This window comes from Sagittula stellata E-37 (assembly GCF_039724765.1).
In the GTDB taxonomy this organism is placed as follows: Bacteria; Pseudomonadota; Alphaproteobacteria; order Rhodobacterales; family Rhodobacteraceae; genus Sagittula; species Sagittula stellata.
The window spans coordinates 3,361,862-3,380,704 of the sequence record NZ_CP155729.1 but is presented as its reverse complement, the minus strand read 5'-3'; the positions used below and the strand labels follow the sequence as shown (position 1 = coordinate 3,380,704).

The 18,843-nt window shown below is 67.1% G+C and carries 20 protein-coding genes and 1 riboswitch; of the genes, 4 read left to right on the top strand and 16 right to left on the bottom strand.

Annotation, left to right across the window (positions count from 1 at the left end; translation table 11 throughout):
- Positions 1-10 precede the first annotated feature (10 nt).
- The gene (locus ABFK29_RS16025; protein ID WP_005862169.1) at positions 11-649 is read right to left on the bottom strand and encodes a TIGR02453 family protein; all 639 of its coding nucleotides are present in this window, start codon (positions 647-649) and stop codon (positions 11-13) included.
- A 134-nt stretch (positions 650-783) separates the two neighbouring features.
- Between ABFK29_RS16025 and ABFK29_RS16020 the strand changes: the two genes are divergently transcribed.
- Positions 784-2,133, top strand: coding sequence for an MATE family efflux transporter (locus tag ABFK29_RS16020; protein ID WP_040604990.1), 1,350 nt, complete (start codon positions 784-786; stop codon positions 2,131-2,133).
- A 155-nt stretch (positions 2,134-2,288) separates the two neighbouring features.
- Positions 2,289-2,678, top strand: coding sequence for a DUF805 domain-containing protein (locus ABFK29_RS16015; RefSeq protein ID WP_005862166.1), 390 nt, complete (start codon positions 2,289-2,291; stop codon positions 2,676-2,678).
- Positions 2,679-2,791: 113 nt separating this feature from the next.
- Here ABFK29_RS16015 and ABFK29_RS16010 read toward each other — a convergent pair whose 3' ends face one another.
- Positions 2,792-3,211 (bottom strand): VOC family protein, encoded by a 420-nt coding sequence (locus ABFK29_RS16010; protein WP_005862164.1) that lies wholly within the window; start codon positions 3,209-3,211, stop codon positions 2,792-2,794.
- A 124-nt stretch (positions 3,212-3,335) separates the two neighbouring features.
- Here ABFK29_RS16010 and ychF point away from each other — a divergent pair, with 124 nt between their 5' ends.
- A complete protein-coding gene (ychF, locus tag ABFK29_RS16005; RefSeq protein WP_040604975.1) occupies positions 3,336-4,433 on the top strand; it encodes a redox-regulated ATPase YchF in 1,098 nt (365 codons plus the stop codon).
- Between the two features lie 244 nt (positions 4,434-4,677).
- Here ychF and tenA read toward each other — a convergent pair whose 3' ends face one another.
- The 13 genes from tenA to ABFK29_RS15940 form a co-directional block, all read right to left on the bottom strand.
- A complete protein-coding gene (gene tenA, locus ABFK29_RS16000) occupies positions 4,678-5,388 on the bottom strand; it encodes a thiaminase II (protein ID WP_005862160.1) in 711 nt (236 codons plus the stop codon).
- Positions 5,385-6,185 carry a bifunctional hydroxymethylpyrimidine kinase/phosphomethylpyrimidine kinase gene (gene thiD, locus ABFK29_RS15995; protein ID WP_040604987.1) on the bottom strand — a complete coding sequence of 267 codons (801 nt, stop codon included), beginning with the start codon at positions 6,183-6,185 and terminating at the stop codon, positions 5,385-5,387. Before thiD ends, tenA begins: the two co-directional genes overlap by 4 nt.
- Positions 6,182-6,793 (bottom strand): thiamine phosphate synthase, encoded by a 612-nt coding sequence (thiE, locus tag ABFK29_RS15990; RefSeq protein WP_005862156.1) that lies wholly within the window; start codon positions 6,791-6,793, stop codon positions 6,182-6,184. The genes thiD and thiE overlap by 4 nt, the downstream gene beginning before the upstream one ends.
- On the bottom strand, positions 6,790-7,578 hold the full coding sequence (gene thiM / locus ABFK29_RS15985; RefSeq protein ID WP_005862154.1) for a hydroxyethylthiazole kinase: 789 nt from the start codon (positions 7,576-7,578) through the stop codon (positions 6,790-6,792). The genes thiE and thiM overlap by 4 nt, the downstream gene beginning before the upstream one ends.
- Positions 7,579-7,635: 57 nt before the next feature.
- Positions 7,636-7,730: riboswitch (TPP riboswitch) on the bottom strand.
- A 405-nt stretch (positions 7,731-8,135) separates the two neighbouring features.
- A complete protein-coding gene (locus ABFK29_RS15980; RefSeq protein WP_005862152.1) occupies positions 8,136-8,531 on the bottom strand; it encodes a VOC family protein in 396 nt (131 codons plus the stop codon).
- 238 nt (positions 8,532-8,769) lie between these two features.
- On the bottom strand, positions 8,770-9,024 hold the full coding sequence (locus ABFK29_RS15975; RefSeq protein ID WP_005862151.1) for a hypothetical protein: 255 nt from the start codon (positions 9,022-9,024) through the stop codon (positions 8,770-8,772).
- Positions 9,025-9,332: 308 nt separating this feature from the next.
- Positions 9,333-10,325: an N-carbamoyl-D-amino-acid hydrolase gene (locus ABFK29_RS15970; protein ID WP_005862149.1), complete on the bottom strand. Its 993-nt coding sequence runs from the start codon at positions 10,323-10,325 to the stop codon at positions 9,333-9,335.
- Entirely contained in the window at positions 10,322-11,557 is a 1,236-nt protein-coding gene (locus tag ABFK29_RS15965; protein ID WP_005862148.1) for a Zn-dependent hydrolase, read from the bottom strand. Before ABFK29_RS15965 ends, ABFK29_RS15970 begins: the two co-directional genes overlap by 4 nt.
- Complete coding sequence (locus ABFK29_RS15960) at positions 11,554-12,780, bottom strand: diaminopropionate ammonia-lyase (protein ID WP_005862147.1); 1,227 nt, start codon at positions 12,778-12,780, stop codon at positions 11,554-11,556. Before ABFK29_RS15960 ends, ABFK29_RS15965 begins: the two co-directional genes overlap by 4 nt.
- Positions 12,777-13,562, bottom strand: coding sequence for an ABC transporter permease (locus ABFK29_RS15955; protein WP_005862145.1), 786 nt, complete (start codon positions 13,560-13,562; stop codon positions 12,777-12,779). Before ABFK29_RS15955 ends, ABFK29_RS15960 begins: the two co-directional genes overlap by 4 nt.
- The gene (locus tag ABFK29_RS15950) at positions 13,559-14,410 is read right to left on the bottom strand and encodes an ABC transporter permease (RefSeq protein WP_157136579.1); all 852 of its coding nucleotides are present in this window, start codon (positions 14,408-14,410) and stop codon (positions 13,559-13,561) included. The genes ABFK29_RS15955 and ABFK29_RS15950 overlap by 4 nt, the downstream gene beginning before the upstream one ends.
- Positions 14,407-15,438, bottom strand: a complete 1,032-nt coding sequence (locus ABFK29_RS15945; RefSeq protein ID WP_005862142.1) for an ABC transporter ATP-binding protein — start codon at positions 15,436-15,438, stop codon at positions 14,407-14,409. Before ABFK29_RS15945 ends, ABFK29_RS15950 begins: the two co-directional genes overlap by 4 nt.
- Complete coding sequence (locus ABFK29_RS15940) at positions 15,438-16,505, bottom strand: extracellular solute-binding protein (RefSeq protein WP_005862140.1); 1,068 nt, start codon at positions 16,503-16,505, stop codon at positions 15,438-15,440. Before ABFK29_RS15940 ends, ABFK29_RS15945 begins: the two co-directional genes overlap by 1 nt.
- Positions 16,506-16,814: 309 nt before the next feature.
- Between ABFK29_RS15940 and ABFK29_RS15935 the strand changes: the two genes are divergently transcribed.
- The gene (locus ABFK29_RS15935) at positions 16,815-17,675 is read left to right on the top strand and encodes a MurR/RpiR family transcriptional regulator (protein WP_005862139.1); all 861 of its coding nucleotides are present in this window, start codon (positions 16,815-16,817) and stop codon (positions 17,673-17,675) included.
- A gap of 83 nt (positions 17,676-17,758) precedes the next feature.
- Here the strand turns inward: ABFK29_RS15935 and ABFK29_RS15930 are convergent, their stop codons facing one another.
- Positions 17,759-18,739 carry a LysR family transcriptional regulator gene (locus ABFK29_RS15930; RefSeq protein WP_005862138.1) on the bottom strand — a complete coding sequence of 327 codons (981 nt, stop codon included), beginning with the start codon at positions 18,737-18,739 and terminating at the stop codon, positions 17,759-17,761.
- Positions 18,740-18,843: the final 104 nt, after the last annotated feature.

Below are 18,843 nucleotides of genomic sequence, written 5' to 3'. Positions count from 1 at the left end.
CGGGGGCGGTTCAGGCGTTGGCGCCGAGCCAGTCCATCAGTGGTTGTGCGCGGACCATGACGTCGCGCACGGCGGCCCCGGCATCGCGCGAGAGCGCGTCGTCCATGTCGTCGGCCCAAGCCACCAGCCCCTTGTGCCGCAAGAGGTCGGCGCGCGGGTGGTCGGCGGTGTAGGGGGCGGGCACGCGTTTCAGTGCCGGGGGATCGACGCGCCACCCCTGGTCCAGCAGCTTGGCCAGCGTCTCGCCTTCGGGACCGGCGACGGCGGCGCGGAACCGGTCGGCCTGCGCCGATCCGAAGGCCATGATGCCCGCGCCGACCGTGGCATAGTCCGGCGCGATGCCCAGCATCCACGCCCGCCCGTCGCCTAGCGACCACATCATGTGGAGGTGCGTGTGATAGGGGGTCTTGTCCGGCGAAAACCGTACGTCGCGGTAGGGCCGGAAGAGTTTCGTGCGCGGCTGCTCGCCGGTCTCGGCTTCGAGCCAAGCGGCGGTTTCCGCCAGAAGCTTTTCCGAAGGGCGTTTCAGCAGGGTGTCGTAGCGGGTCTTCTGGGTCTGGAACCATGCGCGCGAGTTGGAGGCCGCCAGCTCTGCGAGAAAGGCGCGCGTGTCCTGAAAGAGGTGATCGAGGTCAATCGGCTCGGCCATGCGGGTGTCAATGCGTGGAGTAATTTCCGTTACGTTAACACAGAATTTCCATGTTCGCACCCGATGCGTGCGGAAACGCGCGCTTGCGGCGGGACGATTGCCCACGTAATCGCCCGTGCATGACCCGCCCGGTGATGACATATCCGCAGCACGCGAGAGCGCTGCTGAGCCTTGGCCTGCCGCTTGTCGGCGGGCATCTTGCGCAATTCGCCATCGGGCTGACCGATACGGTGGTGCTGGGCTGGTATGGCGTGCCGGAACTGGCGGCGCTGACGCTGGCGACGTCGCTGTTCTTCACGCTGTTCCTGTTCGGTTCAGGCTTCGCCTGGGCGATCCTGCCGATGGTGGCGACCTTCGACGCCAAGGGCGACCAGGTGATGATCCGCCGGTCCACCCGCATGGCGCTGTGGATCTCGACCATCTACTTCGTGCTGGTGATGCCGCTTTTGTGGTACGCGGACCCGTTGCTGCGGGCGATGGGGCAGGCGGAGGACATCGCGCGGCTGGCGCAGGACTATCTCCGGATCGCGGGCTGGGGCATGCTGCCGGCGCTTGGCGTGATGGTGCTGAAGAACTACCTCGCCGGGCTGGAGCGGACACGCGTCGTGCTCTGGGTCACGGTGGCGGCGGCCGCGGCCAACGGCGTGGGCAACTACGCGCTGGTGTTCGGCAAGATGGGTCTGCCGGAACTGGGCATTGCCGGGGCGGCCATCGCGTCGCTGGGCGTGCAGATCCTGTCGCTGGTGCTGATCGTGGCTTACGCGGTGCGCGTCTTGCCGGAGCACGCGCTTTTCGTGCGGCTGTGGCGCCCCGACCGCGAGATGTTCGTCCGCGTGTTTGCGCTGGGATGGCCGATCGGTCTGACCACGCTGGCCGAAGTGGCACTGTTCGCCGGGTCGTCGGTGCTGATGGGGTGGCTGGGCGCGGTGGCGCTGGCGGCGCACGGCATCGCGCTGCAGGTCTCGAGCGCGACGTTCATGGTGCAACTTGGGCTGTCGAACGCGGCGACGGTGCGCGCGGGCAACGCGCTTGGCCGGGCAGACGGCGACCACCTGATGCGCGGTGCAAAGGTTGCGATCTGGATGGGGCTGATCACCGTTGCGGCGTCGGTGCTGATTTTCGTGACCATTCCCGACCTGCTGCTGAGCGCCTTCATCGACCCGCACTCCCCGCTGCGCGACGAGATCCTTCGCGTCGGCCGCCTGCTACTGCTGATGGCGGCGCTGTTCCAGCTTATGGACGCGCTGCAGGTGATCCACGTGGGGCTCTTGCGCGGTCTGCACGACACGCGGGTGCCGATGATCATGGCGACGCTCGCCTACTGGGGCGTAGGCATGCCCGCCGCGCTGGTCTTCGGCTTTTCGCTGGGCCTCGGCGCCGTGGGCGTCTGGCTGGGTCTGGTCTGCGGGCTGGCCGTCGCGGCGGTGCTGCTCATGACGCGCTTCTGGACCCGGGGCCGCGGGCTGATCGCCGCGCCGGTCTGAAGCCGGCCGGTCGGCGTGTCCGTCCCGGGCCGGCTGGGGGTATTTCACCATTGATCCGCAGCCCCTGCCGGTGATTTACTGCGTCAAGGTCTCTGCCAAACGGGGCCGGAAACGCAAACCACTTACAAGAATATTCATTTGCAGGAGAGAGATTGATGGACACCACCATGGAGCACGCCCCGGCTGGGGGCGGCAACTACCGCGAAGACGTGGCCTTTGGCGAGGCGCTGAGCCGGTTCTTCAAGAATTACATCAACTTCGAGGGCCGCTCCAACCGCGGCGAGTTCTGGAAGGCGTGGCTCGCCTGCTTCGTCGTGTCCATCGTGGCGAACATCATCGACGCGATCATCGGAATGCCGATCCTCGGCAGCCTCTGGTCGCTGGCCATCATCGTGCCGCAGATCGCCATCGGCGCGCGCCGCCTGCACGACATCGACCGCTCCGGCTGGTGGCAGCTTATCGCGCTGATCCCGATCATCGGCATCATCGTCCTGATCGTCTGGTTCGCCAAGGCACCGGAGAACGCGCCGAACCGGTTCGGCTAAGCCCGATATTTGGCCATCCCCTTCGGGATGACGCAAGGCGCGGGGCAGATGTCCCGCGCCTTTTCGTTTGCCGCGCGTCAGCCGGTGTGGCAGCGCGCCTTCCCGGAGGCCGTTCAGCCCTGCGGGCCCTCGGCCATGACCATCCAGCGGATGCCGAAGGCGTCCGTCAACGTGCCGAAAGCGGGGGTCCAGAAGGTCTCGGCCAGCGGCATCCGGATCTCGCCACCTTCTGCGAGCGCGTCGAACACGCGATTGGCCTCCTGCGCGGTGGCGACCATCAGGTTGACGGAGCACCCGGCCATCGGCTGGAACTCCGGGCCGATGTCGTCGGAGCCCATGAGCGCGCCCGACGGCAGCATGAGCATGGCGTGCATCACGGCGTCCTCGGCGGCGCCCGGCATGTTCTCCCTTTCGGCCTCCGGCAGTTGGGAGAAGTCCATGATCTGCGGCGCGGGCAAATCGAGGATCTCCGCATACCGGTTAAAGGCCGCGCGGCAATTCCCCCGGAAGAACAGGTATGGCGTCATCTGCATGGTCGTCTCCTCGACTGGTTTGATATCAACGTAATGGTGTCGGGGCGTTCCGGTCAATGCCTCGCCTTGCGTTTGCGCGACGCTCTGCCTAGAAGGCCCCGGACCCTTGGCTTGGAGCGATGTGATGGGATTTCGGATGGGTATCGTTGGACTGCCGAACGTCGGCAAGTCCACGCTGTTCAACGCACTGACGAAGACCGCCGCGGCGCAGGCGGCGAACTTTCCCTTCTGCACGATCGAACCGAACGTGGGCGATGTGGCGGTGCCCGATACGCGGCTGGACAAGCTGGCCGGGATCGCCGGATCGAAGCAGATCATTCCCACGCGCATGACCTTCGTGGACATCGCTGGCCTGGTGAAAGGCGCATCGAAGGGCGAGGGGCTGGGCAACCAGTTCCTGGCCAACATCCGCGAGGTGGACGCCATCGCGCATGTGCTGCGCTGTTTCGAGGACGATGACGTGACCCACGTCGACGGCCGGGTCGATCCGGTGTCGGATGCGGACACCATCGAGACGGAGCTGATCATCGCCGACATGGAGTCGCTGGAAAAGCGGCTGCAGAACATCGTCCGCAAGGTGCGTGGCGGCGACAAGGAGGCGGTTCAGCAGGAACGTCTGATGAAGATGGCGCTGGAGGTGCTGGAGCAGGGCAAGCCGGCCCGCGTCGTCGAGGTGGACGCCGAGGATGCGAAGGCCTGGCGGATGCTCCAGCTTCTGACCGCGAAGCCGGTGCTCTACGTCTGCAACGTCGACGAGGGCGACGCGTCGGAGGGCAACGCGCTGTCCGCGAAGGTCTTCGAGATGGCAGCGGAACAAGGCAATTCGGCAGTGGTGATCTCGGCCAAGATCGAGGAAGAGATCAGCCAGCTCGACGCCGATGAAGCGCAGGAATTCCTGGGTGAGCTGGGGCTGGAAGAAGCCGGGCTCGACCGTCTGATCAAGGCGGGTTACGCGCTTCTGGGCCTGCAGACCTATTTTACCGTGGGGCCGAAGGAGGCGCGCGCCTGGACGATCCGCGAGGGCACCGGCGCGCCGCAGGCGGCGGGCGTGATCCACGGCGATTTCGAGAAGGGCTTCATCCGGGCCGAGACCATCGCCTACGACGATTATGTCACGCTTGGCGGCGAAGGCCCGGCGAAGGATGCCGGCAAGATGCGGGCCGAAGGTAAGGGCTACGTCGTGCAGGACGGCGACGTGCTGCACTTCCTCTTCAACACCTGAGATCGCGCGGAGGGCCGGGCCTGTGTCCGGCCCTGGCGCTTTCAGTCGGACCCAAAGGGCGCGGTCTTGGGCCGAGAAGACGCCGCCCGCGACGGCGAAGCCGTTGACGGTGTCTTCGTCCTCGACGCCGATTTTGCGGGGCGGGCCGCCTGGTCTGGCCGCTGCCGCCGTCGGTGAGTCCCCAGCCGGCACGCCGTCGCCGGCCATCGGCAGGGATCCTCGACCAATGCCGCGCGACGGGCCGTCAGGCCGTCGGCGCAGGGGCCCGGCTATCGCGCGCCAGGCTGTCTTCGGGCCGCATCCAGCTTTCCATCCGGTAGGCGCTGTCCCAGAACCGCCATTCGTGCCAGCAGGCCCGTTCGAAGGCCGCCGACATGCGTAGCCTTGCGAGGCCGTCCGCTTCTGCGCCCAGGCGGTCGGTCAGATCCAGCATCCGTGCCACGCTTTCGTCGAAGGCCTCGCCCGAGTAGGTGTCGATCCACGCGGCATACGGATTGTCCGGCGCGCTTCGCGCAGCGATGTCGTGGCCGACGTCGCGATAGATCCAGAAGCAGGGCAGGAGGGCGGCCACCGCCTCGTCGAACGGACCGAGGGCAGAGGTGCGCAGCAGGAAGGACACGTAGTGGTCGCAGGCGGCGGAGGGCGCCATTGCCGCCAGCATCGTCTCCGACACGCCGAAACGGTCCATGTAATGCGTGTGGAGTTCCCGTTCGACCGCGATGGCCCCGGCGGCCGCGTTTGCCAGTTGCGCCACCGTGGCGGGATCGGGTGCGCGTGCGGCGGCAAGCGACAGCGCCCTCGCGAACCCTTCGAGGTAGAGCGCGTCCTGCACGATGTAGCCCTGGAAGACGTCGCGGCGCAGCTGGCCGGTCGCCATGTCCGTGTTGAAGGGCATCTCGTGAATCCGGGTCCGGAGCGTTTGAGTCTGGGCGGCAAGGTCGTCTGTGAAGGTCATGTCGGTGTGTCCATCTGGTGAAAGTGATTGACCGGGCCGTGGCCGGCGCCGACACGGAGCTTGTCCGCCGACGCGATGGCCGCCCCGATGTAGCGTTTGGCCCGTGCCGCCGCCCGGTCGAGCGGCAGCCCCGCGCCAAGCCCGGTTGCAATGGCAGAGGCATAGGTGCAGCCGGTGCCATGGGTGTTGCGGGTCGGACTGCGCGGTGCGTCGAACCAGGTTTCGCCCTCGCGGGTGGCCAGCAGGTCCGGGCTGCGGTCGCCGGTCATGTGGCCGCCTTTCAGAAGGACGGCGCGCGGCCCGAAGTCCAGAAGGGCGCGGGCATGCGCGACCATTTCGGACCGGGTCGTGGCTTCGGGCCAGTCCAGCAGATCGGCGGCTTCGGGCAGGTTGGGCGTGATGACCGTGGCCCAGGGCAGCATGGCGCGCAGGGCGTCGACCGCCAGTTCCCCAAGAAGGCGGTCCCCGCCTTTGGCGACCATCACCGGGTCCAGCACGACGGGGCACTGCAGCCCGTCGATGCCACGGGTCACGGTCTCGATGATGGCGGCGTCGCCAAGCATCCCGATCTTGACCGCGTGAATGTCGATGTCCGCCCGGATCGCGGCGATCTGGTCGGCGATCAGCCCGGTGTCGCACAGGCTGACACCGCTGACGCCCCGCGTGTTCTGCACGGTCAATGCGGTGATGGCGGTCATGGCATAGCCGCCCATGGCAGAGATCGCCTTGATATCGGCCTGGATGCCGGCGCCGCCGGACGGGTCCGACCCGGCGATGGAGAGGATGTTGGGGATCATGCGGTCCTCCATGAGTCGCACAGCGCGCGGGCCGCCCCAGTCATGTCGGCTGCGCGGGATATGGCCGAGACGACGGCCATGCCGGCGCCGCCCGACGCCTTCAGGGCGGCAGCATCGCGGGTGGTCAGGCCGCCGATGGCGAGGCAAGGCAGCGCGGTCCGGGCGGCGATCTGGGCAAAGCCGTCGAGGCCGATGGGGGCTGCGTGATCGGGTTTCGATCCGGTGGCGTAGACTGGCCCCACGCCCAGGTAATCGACGCCCTTCGGTACGGCCGCCAGTTGGTCCGCGTGCTCAATCGACAGGCCGAGGAACATGTCCGGCCCGATGCGGGCCCGGATCGCGGCGGGGTCGCCGTCGCCCTGACCGATGTGCAGCCCGTAGGCACCTGCGGCGATGGCCACATCCACCCTGTCGTTGACAATCAGGCGGGCACCGAGCGGGGCAAGGCTGGCGATCACCCTTTGGGCGAGGGGGATGAGATCGGCGTCAGAGGAGGTCTTGTCGCGCAACTGGACCCAGCCCGCGCCGCCGCGCGCGGCGGCGGTTGCCTGGTCGGGAACCGGCGCGGGGGCCGAGGCCTCGGTGACGAAACACAGTGGCGGGATCATGACAGGACAATCCGTGCGCCCCGCGCCAGGTCATGCCCGTCGAGCGTGTAGAGCGCGTCGAGGAAGGCCACCTGGAACGAGCCCGGCCCCTTTGCCCCGTTTGCCGCCCGCTCTCCGGCGAGACCGTAGAAGGCGAGCGCCGCCACGGTCGCCTCGAACGGGTCCTGACCGGCGACGAAGGCACCGACGATGCCGGTCAGGGAACACCCCAGCGCCGTGACGCGCGGCATGAGCGGGTGGCCGTTCTGCACTTCGGCGAAGCGGGTGCCGTCGGTCACGAGGTCCGTCTGCCCCGTCACGGCCACCACACCGCCGGTCCGGCGCGCGAGAACGGCGGCCGCGTCGGTGGCCACCGACACCGCGTCGCCCGCATCGACGCCTTTGCCGGATGCGTCTTTTCCGGCCAGGGCGATGATCTCGGACGCGTTGCCCCGGATGACCGTGGGATTGAGTGCCAGCAGCTGTGCCGCGACTGTCTGCCGGTAGGTCGTCGCCCCCACTGCGACCGGGTCGAGCACCCAGGGTTTGCCGTGGTCGTTGGCCGCCGCTGCGGCGTCCGTCATGGCCCCGGCCCAGTCCGGCGACAGGGTGCCGATGTTGACGGTCAGGGCAATGGCGAGGCCCGCGAACTCTGCCGCTTCCTCTCGGGCATGCACCATCGCGGGCGATGCCCCGGCGGCGAGCATGGCGTTTGCCATGACGTTCATCGCGACAAAGTTGGTGATGTTCTGCACCAGCGGTGCGGTGTCACGCATCTGGTCGAGGGATCTGTCCGGCGTCTGCATCGTGTCCTCCTTTGCCGGACGGCAGGAAAGACAACGACGAAGGACAGGGCAAAGCCCGGACGTTCCGCTGCGCCTCCCTCCGCCGGCATTATCCGGTTCAGGTTCGAAGGGTACGTCTCAGCCCGGTTTCCCGAGCGCCCCCGTCGCTTGTGCGTGGACACTTGCATCCGCCACGGCCCGCGTCAATCGCCGGGATCGGTTTTCTGTCGCGGGAGCCACGCGCGCCTTGCAGCGTCGTGGTTTGGAGCGGAAGGGGCGTTTGGCTTGCCCCTGGCATACCGAAACGTGCGGGAGGTGGAGGCGCGTCAGCGGTTGCCAGATGGCGCGGGATACGCGGGAAGAACGCGATTTCCGCCATGCCGTGTAGCATATTCACCCGGTCGCGTTGCCAGCCGTCGTCGATGGAGGATGTAGGACTCTCACCCCGCGCCGTTACATCCGGCGCGGCGACGACAAAGGCGGCAGCGGCGCTGGCCAGCAACTGCCAGGGTCACGCCGCACGGGGGTGTTGTTGGCGCTCTTGCGGCGCCCCGCCCACGAGAATCCGGTTCAGGGCGTCACGTGAAGCGCCCCGAGCGTTCGAGCACCTCGATCTGGTATCCGTCGGGATCGGCGACGAAGAAGAAGCGGCCAACCAGTTCACCGGCCGGCGCGAATTCGACCAGTTTTCGGGGGGATAGGCCCTCGGCCTCGAAGCGGGCATGTTCGGCGTCGAGGTCGGAGACCGACACCGCGAGGTGGCCGTAGCCATCGCCCAGATAGTAAGGTTCGGTCCGGCCCTTGTTGACGGTCAGTTCGACTTCGAAGCCGGTTTCGTCGTTGCTCAGGTAGACGAGCGTGAACTCCGGGAAATCCAGCCTGTCGGCGACGTCCAGGCCAAAGGCCTTGCGGTAGAACGTGACAGAGCGTTCCTCGTCGAGGACTCGGATCATGCTGTGGATGGCTTTGGCCAAGGGGGTCTCCTGAACGGGTTCGATTTATTGACGAATTCAGGATAGAGGATATTCGGCACGCGGGGAAAGTGGCGACGTGCGACATGTCCGTTTGTGCTCGGAAAGCCCGGTCGGCGGCCATTGGTCCCGATGTTCTGTCTTTACGGACTGGCCCACGAGAATCCGGCAGGCAGAGCGCAGGAGCGACGCGACATGAAAGCCGTGTCGGGCATGCCGCAGGCCTTGGCCTTCCGGTCGTTCAGGACTTGGCGTCCTCGGGCTGTCTGCGGATGTCCAGATCCCTGTAGCCGTTGGGGTCGAATTCGTCCGGGTCGAACGATTCTTCGTGGTCGGCGATGCCGGTGATGTGGGTGGTCCCCGTCTCTTCGTCGTAGACGAGACCGTAGTTCTGGCGCCCATCCGACTTGAAGCGCATGTATTCGTGGACACCCGCGTAGACGAAAGCGAGTGCGAACGGCAAGACGATGACAATGGCGATCACTTGTGCGTCCATGAGGCTCCTTCTGGGTCTGGTCGGACACGGCCGGTCAGGGCAGATGCATCGGACGCACCCATGATCCGGCGTGGACCGCTCTCTGTTCGACATGCTCAGCAGGTGGTTCAAAACGCTGTTTTGTCAAACGGGAACTGCGTCGCGGCGTGTCAGCCGATGGCGGGCTGCGCACGATCGGGGCAACAATGGGCTTACCCCATCTGCGCAAACCCGGGGCCGTCGCGGCGCGCGCATTCGGCCCGACCGGCGCAGGCGGTGGCGTGCGCCACGGCCCATAGGACACAGCGGCGCGCGCTTCCCGGGCACATTCAGTCGGATGCCGTGGGCGCCGCCGTGTCGCTGAAATGGCTGTTGCGGGTTGTTTCTGCGCGGGTGCGTTCGCGGATGTCCGCGCCCTCGCAGATCGGGCCGTAGTCGCCCGGCTCGCGGTGGAGGGCGAAGTTGAACACGTTCTCCCGCAGTTCGCGGCACCGGTCGAGGTCGATCTCGGCCACCGCCACCTCGTCGCCCCGGCCCTGCGTGCGGGCGACGATCTCGCCGGTGGGCGCGATGATGCAGGAACCGCCGATCAGCTCGCAGCCTTCCTCCAGCCCGGCCTTGGCCGTGCCGATCACCCATGCGCCGTTGGCATAGGCGCCGTGCTGCATCGACAGGTGGTTGTGGAAGTCCTGAAGGTGGTCGTGTTCGGGGGCCTGCGGGTAGTGCTGCGGGGTGTTGTAGCCCAGCATGACGAGTTCGGCCCCGCGCAGGCCGAGAACGCGAAACGTCTCGGGCCAGCGCCGGTCGTTGCACAGGCACATGCCCATTGTGCCGCCCATCGCCTCGAACACCGGGAACCCGAGGTCGCCGTGTTCGAAGTACCGCTTTTCGAGGTGCTGGAAGGCGCGCCAGTCTTCGTGGTTGTAGTGGCCTGGCAGGTGGACCTTGCGGTACTTGCCCGCGATCCGCCCCTCCGGCGTCACGAAGATCGAGGTGTTGAAGCGGCGCTCCCTTTCGCCGTCCAACAGGAGTTCCGCAAAGCCGAGGTAGAAGCCTATGCCCATCTCGCGCGCGGCGTCGAACAGGGGCAGGGTTTCGGGGCTGGGCATCTCGGTCTCGTAGAACCTGTCCAGATCGTGCCCTTCGAGGAGCCAGCGCGGGAAGAAGGTTGTCAGCGCCAGTTCCGGGAACACCACCAGCCGCGCGCCGCGGTCATGTGCGGTCCGCATCAGGGCGATCATGCGCGCGACGGCGGAGGTGCGCGATTCGTCCCGGGCGATGGGGCCAAGCTGGGCGGTGGCGGCGACGATCTTGCGGCTCATGCGCGGGGTCCTTTCCTGCATCCGGCCCGGGCAAGCGCGACGTCGGCCAGAAGCCGTGCGCCGCGCTCCAGGTCTTCGGGCGCGGTGTATTCCTCGATGTTGTGACTGATGCCGTCCCGCGAGGGGACGAAGATCATGGCGGAGGGGCAGAACGGCGCGAACATCTGCGCGTCGTGCCCGGCGCCGGAGGGCATCCGGCGGTGGCTGTAGCCCAGTCGGTCGGCGGCGGTGGCGATGTCGTCCACCAGCTTTGCGTCGAAGGCGACGGGTTCGAACCGGGCCAGCGAACGGCGGGTCAGTGTGCATCCCTCGTCGCGGGCGGCGGCCTCGGCGAATGCGAAGAGCCGCGCCTCAGCCCCTGCCAGCCGGGTTTCGTCGGTGTTGCGAAGGTCGACGGTCAGCGTGGCGCGTTCGGGCACGACGTTGACGAGGTCCGGAGACAGCGACATGCGGCCCACGGTGGCCACCTGCGGCGGGCCGAAGTCGGTGGCGATGGCGCGGGCCTCCATCGCGATGGCGGCGGCCACGTGGCCTGCGTCGCGGCGCATCAGCATGGGGGTCGTGCCCGCATGCGCCGAGCGGCCCTTGACCGTGAACTCGGTCCACGAGATGCCCTGCACGCCCGTCACGACCCCAATCTGCACCCCTTCGCTCTCCAGCACGGGGCCCTGTTCGATGTGCAGTTCGAGGTAGGCCGCCGGGGACAGCGCGCCGACCGGCGCGTCTCCGCGCGCCCCGATGGCGGTGAGCGCCTCGTCAACGGTGGCGTCGTCGATGCCGCGACTGGCCAGCATCGCGTCGAGCGGCAGCGCACCCGCCGCCACGCCGGAGCCCATCATGTCGGGGGCAAAGCGGGCGCCTTCCTCGTTGGTGAAGAAGGCGACGGCCAGCGGATGATCCGTTTCGACGCCCGCCTCGATGGCGCTTTCGATCACCTCCAGCCCCGCGAGCACACCCAGGGTGCCATCGTAAAGCCCGCCGGTCGCCACGGTGTCGATGTGCGAACCCATGACCACGGGCGGCAGGTCGCCAGGGCCGGGGCGGATGGCCCATGTGTTGCCGATCACGTCGGTGGTCACGTCCAGTCCCAGATCGCGGAACCACCCGGTGACCAGCGCGCGGCCGGCGGCGTCCTCCGGCGTAAGGGCGAGGCGCTTGCACCCGCCGCCGGGCAGGGCGCCGACCTGGCCGAGTTGTTCGATACGCGCGATGAGGCGGTCCAGGTCGATCATGCGGCGCCCCGGACGGCATCGGCGGGGCGGCCCACCAGTTCGGTATAAAGCGCGGGGTCGGTGTCGCCTTCGGTGCCGAAGATCAATACGCGGGCGTTGTCGTCCAGCCCGAGGGCGGTGCGGGCCGGGCCGTGGGCGGCGGCGGCCATGAGCGCGGACAGACCGGCGACGGCGCTTTCGCCTGCCACGATGGCCGGGTCTCCGGGGGCGGGATCGGCGAGCCGGCGCATCAGCGCGACGGCATCCTCGTCGGCCACCGATACGGTGGCGAAGGCCAGCGGCTTCAGCACGTCCCACGCCAGCAGGGAAATCTCGCCGCAGGCCAGCCCGGCCATGAGCGTGTCCAGATCTCCTTCCACCGGCGTCGGTTCGCCATGGCGCATCGTTTCCAGCCAGCAGGCGGACTTCTCCGGATCGGCAAGGATCACCCGGGGCGCCTGCGTGCCGTAGCGGCGTCGAAGCTGTCCCGCCACAGCCGCTGCCACGCCGCCGACGCCGGTCTGGATGAAGACGTGGGTGGGTGGTTCGGGCAGCGCCCCTGCGGCTTCGGCGGCCATGAGCTCGTAACCCTGCATCACATCCTTTGGGGTCTCGGTGTAGCCGGGGTAGGAGGTGTCCGAGACGACGGTCCATCCTTCTGCACGCGCGGTGGTGTCGGCCTCGCGGACGCTGTCATCGTAGTTCCCGGCAGAGCGGCGAACCTCGGCGCCGTAGGCCTCGATCGCCCGCTTGCGCCCTTCGGAGACGGTGGCATGGACGAAGATCACGCAGCGGCACCCGAAGGTCTGCGCGCCCCAGGCGACGGACCGGCCATGGTTGCCGTCGGTCGCGCAACAGACGGTGATGCCGCTGACAACATCGTCATGGGCGCCGTCCAGGATCTCGGCGACGGTGGCCTCCACGCCTTTCTTTTCGGCGATGGTCCGGACGAGCAGGCGCAGCACGGCGTAGGCGCCGCCAAGTGCCTTGAAGCTGCCAAGCCCGAAGCGCGTGCTTTCATCCTTGTAGTGGATCGCTTTGACGCCGGCCTCTGCCGCCAGTCCCGGCAATGCGTGCAGCGGCGTCGGCGCGTACCCCGGCCAGGCAGAGATCGTGGCGCGGGCGGTGGCGAAAGCCGCGTCGTTCAGCACCGCCTGTTGGGTGGAGTCATAGGGCGCGTCTGCGTCGAAGTGCGGGTTCAGGATCAGTTCGGCGGAGGTGCCGAAGGGCGTTGCGTATTTCATGAATGTCCTCGGTTCGCGCGCCCGGAGCGGCGGCGGATCGTCTCTGCCAGCACCACGAGCGCGATGTTGCCCAGCACGATCAGCACCGCGAGGGCGTTGAGACTGGGGGAAAGGTTGAAGCGGAAGTCGGAGGCCACCAGCACCGACAGCGGTTGTTCGCGACCGCCCAGGAAGGCGGTCAGCACGTATTCGGCGGAGGACAGGACGAAAGCGATCACCCAGGAGGCCATCAGCCCGTTGCGCATCAAGGGCAGGATCACGCGGCGAAAGCTCTCGAAGCGCGATGCGCCCAGGTCCTCGGCGGCGTCGATGAGGCGGAGGTCGATACGGATCAGGACGGAGGCGATGATGATCGTGCAGAACGGCAGCACGACGACCGATTGCCCTGCGATCACCGTCCAGAGGCCCCGGTCCAGCCTGATCTCCTTCAGCAGGATGAGCTGGCTGACTGCGAGGATCAGCTTGGGCACGAGGAACGGCAGGAGGAGGATGACCACCATCAGGCCGCGCAAGCGCATCGGGTAGACCGTCAGCGCCAGCGCCGCGAGCGCCCCGAAGAGGGTGGCGAGGATGGCGACGGGAAAGGCGGTCTTCAGCGTCGTCAGGAAGCCTTGCCCGAGGCGCCCGTCATGCAGGATGGCGTCGTACCATTCGAACGTGAAGCCGCGCAGCGGCAGGGCCATGATGTCCGACGCATTGAGCGAAAACATCAGTATGACCGCGATGGGCAGGTACATGAAGGCAAAGACCAGCAGGGTCCAGCTTTTGGCGGCGCGCGTCATGTCCGGCCCTCCACAAGGCTGGAGCGGCGGATCGCAAGCGCTCCGGCGGCGAAGGCCATCATCAGGATCGCAAGCATTGTCCAGGCGATGGCCGACCCAAGCGGCCAGTCGAAGGCGGTCCCGAAGAGGTCGTTGATCGCCGAAATGATGGTGATGCCCGACGCGCCACCCAGCAGCTGCGGGGTCAGGTAGTCGCCCGCCACCATCAGGAACACCATCAGCCCGCCTGCGATCAGGCCGGGCAGGGTGAGCGGCAGCACCACGCGGCGGAAACGCGCGTGTGCGGGCGCGCCCAGGTCGGCGGCGGCTTCGAGCCACGCGTCGTCCAGCGCCTCGAACGCCAGCCAGAGGCCGATGACCATGAAGGGCAGATAGTTGTATACAAGGGCGATATGGGTGGAGAGTGGGCTGAACAGCAGGCTTTGCAGCGGTGTCTCGATGGCGCCGAGCCACATCAGGCTGCGGTTGATGACGCCTTCCGCGCCCAGCAGGACGCGCCAGGCGAAGATCCGCACGAGGTCACCCGAGTAGAGCGGCACAAGCAGGAGTGTGAGCAGCGTCGACTTGGCGGCTCCGACCCGCTTGGCGAGGAACCAAGACACGGGATAGGCGATCACGGCAGTGATGGCGACGACCAGCGCGGCAGAGCCGAACGCCCGGACGATGAGCCCCCGGTAGGTCGGCGACCCGGCGATCTTGGCGTAGTTGGCAAGGGTCGGTTCGCGCGAGATGGTGACGAAATCCACCTGATAGAAGCTGTAGACGAAGAGGATCGCCAGCGGCGCAATGCACAGTGCCAGAAGCGCCGCGATCACCGGGCTGGCCAATATGGTGCCCAGACGGGTCATGCTGCGATCCATGCGCGGAACGGATCGAAGGCCAGCGCGACGGTTGCGCCGGGCTCGGGCGGGGTGCCGGCATGGGTTGCCTGCAGGTGCAGGTCTTTCGCCCGGCACTCGATCAGCCAGTCCGCGCCGCGAAAGACGCAGTGGGTCACGGTCGCGGGGATGCCGTCGTCCGCCAACCCCACCTGTTCGGGGCGCAGGCACAACACGGCGTCGGCCTTGGCCTCTGCCGCCGCCGGACAGGTGAAGGTGCCAAGCGGGGTGTCCAGCGTGGCGGTCTCGCCGGTCCGGGTGCGGACCTGGCCGGGCACGCAGGTGGCGCCACCGATGAAATCGGCAACCCAGGCGGTGCGCGGGCGGGCGTAGATGTCCTGCGGGCGGCCCTGTTGTTCGATGCGTCCATCGCGCATGACGACGATACTGTCGGACAGGGCGAAGGCCTCTTCCTGATCGTGGGTCACATGCAGAAACGTCATGCCGAGCCGCCTTTGCAGGTCTTTCAGTTCGATCTGCATGTCCTTGCGCATGCGCCGGTCGAGCGCCGAGAGCGGCTCGTCCAGCAGCAGAAGGCGCGGCCGGTTCACGATGGCACGGGCCAGGGCCACGCGCTGCTGTTGCCCGCCGGAAAGCTGGGCGGGACGGCGTTCGGCGAACCCCTCCATCTGCACGGTTTTCAGGACGTCATGGGCGCGGGTGGCGATCTCGGCCCGCGAGAGGCCCGCATAGGCCAGTCCGAAGCCTGCGTTCTCCAGCACCGTGAGGTGCGGGAAAAGCGCGTAGCTCTGGAAGACGGTGTTGATCGGGCGCCGTGCCGCGGGCACCTGGTCCAGACGCGCGCCGTCCAGCCGCAGGGCGCCGGAACTCACGTCCTCGAACCCGCCGATCATCCGCAGGATCGACGTCTTGCCGCAGCCCGACGGGCCAAGAAGCGTCACGTAGCTGTTTTCGGCCAGGGTGAAATCCACCCCGGCCACGGCCGTGACGCGACCGTAGGTCTTTGTCAGCGCGGACGCTTCCAGAAGGGCTGGCATCAGCTTGCCTTGACCTCGTTCCAGAGCGCGACCCACTCATTGTAGCGCGGCGGGTTCTTCTTCCAGACGAAGCTGTCCATCACCGACAGGTCGTCGATGAAGATCTTGGACTGCTCTTCCGGGCTCAGCATGTCGCGCGCGGCGCTGGTCGACTGCGCGTAGGGACCGCCTACGGCAAGCATCTTGCCGTATTCGGGGCCAAGCAGGTAGTTCACCAGCTCGAAGGTGGCGTCCAGCCGTTCGCCCTCCACGCCCTTGGGCACGGCGATGGTGTCGCACCAGCCGATCACCCCGGCTTTGGGCTTTGCCATGCCCATGTCGATGCCCTGCGCGCGCAGGTCGTAGTAGGGCGGTACCCACGAGAAGGCGCAGACCACTTCGCCGGTCGCAAACAGGTTGGTGAGATCGCCGATGGAGTTCCAGTAAGTCCTGAGCTTGGACTTCTGGATCATCAGGACGCGCTTGATCTCGGCCAGTTGGGCATCGTCCATGTCGAACATCTCGGACTCCGGGATGCCGAGGTACATGGCCGCGATCATGATCCCTTCGAGTGCGTAGTCGCGCATGGCCAGCTTGCCGTCGTACTTGTCGCCCTCGAAGAAAACCGACCAGTCGGGTTCTTCGTCCATCAGGTCGGCGCGGTATACGATGGGGTTGATGCCCCAGTAGAAGGGGATGCCATAGGTTTCGCCGTCCATCTTGCCGAGCGGCGTCTGCTTGAACGTGTCATAGAGCAGCGCGGCGTTCGGCACCTTCTCGAAGTCGATCGGCTGGAGCAGGTCGGACGCGGTGTAGAATTCAACCTTGTCGAGCCCCGGAGTGATCAGGTCGACGGACGAGGCGCCACCGGCGCGCAACTTGGCGAACTGTTCGTCGTCGGTCCCGATGAACGTCTTGGTGAGCGATACGTCATGGGTGGACAGGAAGGGCGCGAGGTAATCGTCCTTGGCGAGGTTTTCCCATGTCATCCAGAGGATATCGGTGGCGGCAAGCGCGCGCGTGGCGGGGGCCAGCGCGCCAAGGGCGGTGCCTGCCAGTGCGGATTGAAGGAGGGTACGGCGGTGCATGGTCTTCCTCTCTGTTGGGTCTGTCGGGCGTGTCTTTGTCGTTCTTCTTGTTCTTCAGAGGCCCACGTCGGCGGATCGGTTCCTGCCGTGAGGGCCGCGACTCGACGCTGGCATGAAAAAATGTTTTCACTAAATTATAATTGAAGAAAATATGGTTTCAGACATGCATTGCCTAGAAATTTGGCAGATCCCGTGGGGCGGCGCGGCGGAAACGGTCGTTTCGATAAACCGGGTGCGACCCGGGTGGACCGAGCTGACGCATATGAAAATGCGTTTGCATGTGCGTGAAAACGGGTAAACTCATGAGGCATGACTGCTGATGCACCATCCGACGTGCGTGGCTCCCTGCTGCGGCGAATCCACGAAACCTACGCCAGCCTGCCCGACCGCGAGGCGCGCGTGGCGGACACGATCCTGAACGCCCCGTCCGAAATGCCGGTCTGGACCGCTTCGGAACTGGCCGCACTGGCAGGGGTGTCCAACGCGACGGTCAGCCGGTTCGTCCAGAGGCTTGGATACCGCAGTTTCGAGGATGCGCGACAGGATGCCCGGACCCTGCGCGAGACAGGCTCTCCGCTGTTCATGAAGGGCGACATGCAGATGGCGTCGAGCCATGCCGATCTGCTGCGCGCCGAGGCAGGGGTGATCGAGACCACGCTGGCCCAGGTTGACCCGCGCGTGCTGGCCGAGATCGCGTCAGCGCTGGCCGGAGCGGGGCAGGTGCGCCTTATCGGGTTCCGCAACAGCCGTTTCCTCGCGGACTACCTGACCGCGCAACTGGCGCAGTTGCGGGCAGGGGTCGCGCCGCTTGCACTGGAAGGGCAGACCTTGGCGGAAGGCATCGCCGGTGTCGGACCGGGCGACGTGGTGGTCGTGATCGGCCTGCGCCGCCGTCCCGCGCACTTCGGGCATCTCGTGCGGTTGCTGTCGGAACGGGGCGCGCGGCTCTTGCTGGTGGCGGACAAGGGGCTGCGCGAGGCACCGGCGTATGCCACCTGGACGTTGACCTGCGCAGTAGAGACCGCCCTGCCGCTGGACAGCTATGTGGGTGTGATGACCGTCCTGCGGCTGCTGGCCGCCGACACCGCCGAGGCCCTTGGCGACGCGGCGCTGCACCACCTGAACGAGGTCGAGACCCTGCGCGATTCCCTGTCCGAACTGGAACGCTGAGGACACCCTTCCTGCCCATGCATTCGCGTCTGGCTTTGCCGTGCGTGCACCGGATTTGGGTTCGCGACGCGCCGCCGTGCGGCCTAGGCCGTCCCCCGGGCGCGCGCGCGCAGGATGTCGCAGAACTCCAGCGCGGCGGGTTCCAGCGGTTCCTTGCGACGGGTGACAAGCCCGAACCCGGAAAGCCGTATCTCCGGCCGGATATCGAGCACGGTGAACAAGCCAGCCATCTGGTGTGCCTGAACGACTGCCATGGGCAGCAGGGCGACCGCGTCCGATTCCTGCACGAGGTTCAGGATCAGCAGGATCGATGAGCATTCGATGGTGTCGCGTGGCCGCCGCAGGGCCGCCCGGTCGAAGGCCGCGTCGAGCACCTGCCGCGACGGGTTGCTTTTCGGTTGCAGCGCCCAGGCGCAGTCCTGAAGGTCGTCGAGCCGCCGTGTGCCGCTGGCGAGCCGGTGACCCGCGCGCGCCACCACGACCAGCCGTTCCTCGGCCAGCGGCTCGAAGGTGAAGACGGTCCTGTGCCGTTCGGCACTGAAGCGTCCGACAGCCAGGTCGAGCCGTCCCGCTTCCAGTTCCGACAGGATGCCGTCGCTGGTTTCGCCGTGCAGTGCGACGGCAAGCTGCGGTCGGCGCGCCTTGATCTCGGCGACCGCGCGGGCCACCAGGTCGGGCGCCGCGCCGGTGATCGCCCCGATGGCCAGCGTTCCGTATCCGCCCGCGCGCCGGGCGGAGAATTCTTCGGAAAACCTTTGCAGGCGCGAGAGCTGCGCCCGCGCGTTGTCCACCGCGAACTGGCCCAGCGGGGTCAGGACCATGCCGCGCGGGCTGCGTTCGAACAGCGAGGCCGCAAAGATCTCCTCCACGTCCCGCAGCATCTTGGAGGCGGTCGATTGCGTCATGTTCAGCGCGTCCGCCGCGCTGTGGGTGGTGCCGTGATCCGCCAGCGCCACGATCAGCGAAAGGTGCCGAACCTTGAGGTTCGCGGTGATGTCCCTGTCCAGCCTGTCTCTCCCATCCGGGCAATCGCGTTTCGCGATTGCAGAAGCGGATTGTTTCATTGGAACGTTATCACTGCGCTGGATAGCGTCAACGGTGGAGGAGACCGCGGGGGGAACGCGGACAGCATCGGCGCCATGCGGACTTTTGCCGTACGCGTGTGCCG

Excerpts from the sequence above, each read along its gene's own strand:
- ABFK29_RS16025 (WP_005862169.1), bottom strand. The coding sequence starts at position 649 with ATGGCCGAGCCGATTGACCTCGATCACCTCTTTCAGGACACGCGCGCC.
- ABFK29_RS16020 (WP_040604990.1), top strand. The coding sequence starts at position 784 with ATGACATATCCGCAGCACGCGAGAGCGCTGCTGAGCCTTGGCCTGCCG.
- ABFK29_RS16015 (WP_005862166.1), top strand. The coding sequence starts at position 2,289 with ATGGACACCACCATGGAGCACGCCCCGGCTGGGGGCGGCAACTACCGC.
- ABFK29_RS16010 (WP_005862164.1), bottom strand. The coding sequence starts at position 3,211 with ATGCAGATGACGCCATACCTGTTCTTCCGGGGGAATTGCCGCGCGGCC.
- ychF (WP_040604975.1), top strand. The coding sequence starts at position 3,336 with ATGGGATTTCGGATGGGTATCGTTGGACTGCCGAACGTCGGCAAGTCC.
- tenA (WP_005862160.1), bottom strand. The coding sequence starts at position 5,388 with ATGACCTTCACAGACGACCTTGCCGCCCAGACTCAAACGCTCCGGACC.
- thiD (WP_040604987.1), bottom strand. The coding sequence starts at position 6,185 with ATGATCCCCAACATCCTCTCCATCGCCGGGTCGGACCCGTCCGGCGGC.
- thiE (WP_005862156.1), bottom strand. The coding sequence starts at position 6,793 with ATGATCCCGCCACTGTGTTTCGTCACCGAGGCCTCGGCCCCCGCGCCG.
- thiM (WP_005862154.1), bottom strand. The coding sequence starts at position 7,578 with ATGCAGACGCCGGACAGATCCCTCGACCAGATGCGTGACACCGCACCG.
- ABFK29_RS15975 (WP_005862151.1), bottom strand. The coding sequence starts at position 9,024 with ATGGACGCACAAGTGATCGCCATTGTCATCGTCTTGCCGTTCGCACTC.
- ABFK29_RS15970 (WP_005862149.1), bottom strand. The coding sequence starts at position 10,325 with ATGAGCCGCAAGATCGTCGCCGCCACCGCCCAGCTTGGCCCCATCGCC.
- ABFK29_RS15965 (WP_005862148.1), bottom strand. The coding sequence starts at position 11,557 with ATGATCGACCTGGACCGCCTCATCGCGCGTATCGAACAACTCGGCCAG.
- ABFK29_RS15960 (WP_005862147.1), bottom strand. The coding sequence starts at position 12,780 with ATGAAATACGCAACGCCCTTCGGCACCTCCGCCGAACTGATCCTGAAC.
- ABFK29_RS15955 (WP_005862145.1), bottom strand. The coding sequence starts at position 13,562 with ATGACGCGCGCCGCCAAAAGCTGGACCCTGCTGGTCTTTGCCTTCATG.
- ABFK29_RS15950 (WP_157136579.1), bottom strand. The coding sequence starts at position 14,410 with ATGACCCGTCTGGGCACCATATTGGCCAGCCCGGTGATCGCGGCGCTT.
- ABFK29_RS15945 (WP_005862142.1), bottom strand. The coding sequence starts at position 15,438 with ATGCCAGCCCTTCTGGAAGCGTCCGCGCTGACAAAGACCTACGGTCGC.
- ABFK29_RS15940 (WP_005862140.1), bottom strand. The coding sequence starts at position 16,505 with ATGCACCGCCGTACCCTCCTTCAATCCGCACTGGCAGGCACCGCCCTT.
- ABFK29_RS15935 (WP_005862139.1), top strand. The coding sequence starts at position 16,815 with ATGACTGCTGATGCACCATCCGACGTGCGTGGCTCCCTGCTGCGGCGA.
- ABFK29_RS15930 (WP_005862138.1), bottom strand. The coding sequence starts at position 18,739 with ATGAAACAATCCGCTTCTGCAATCGCGAAACGCGATTGCCCGGATGGG.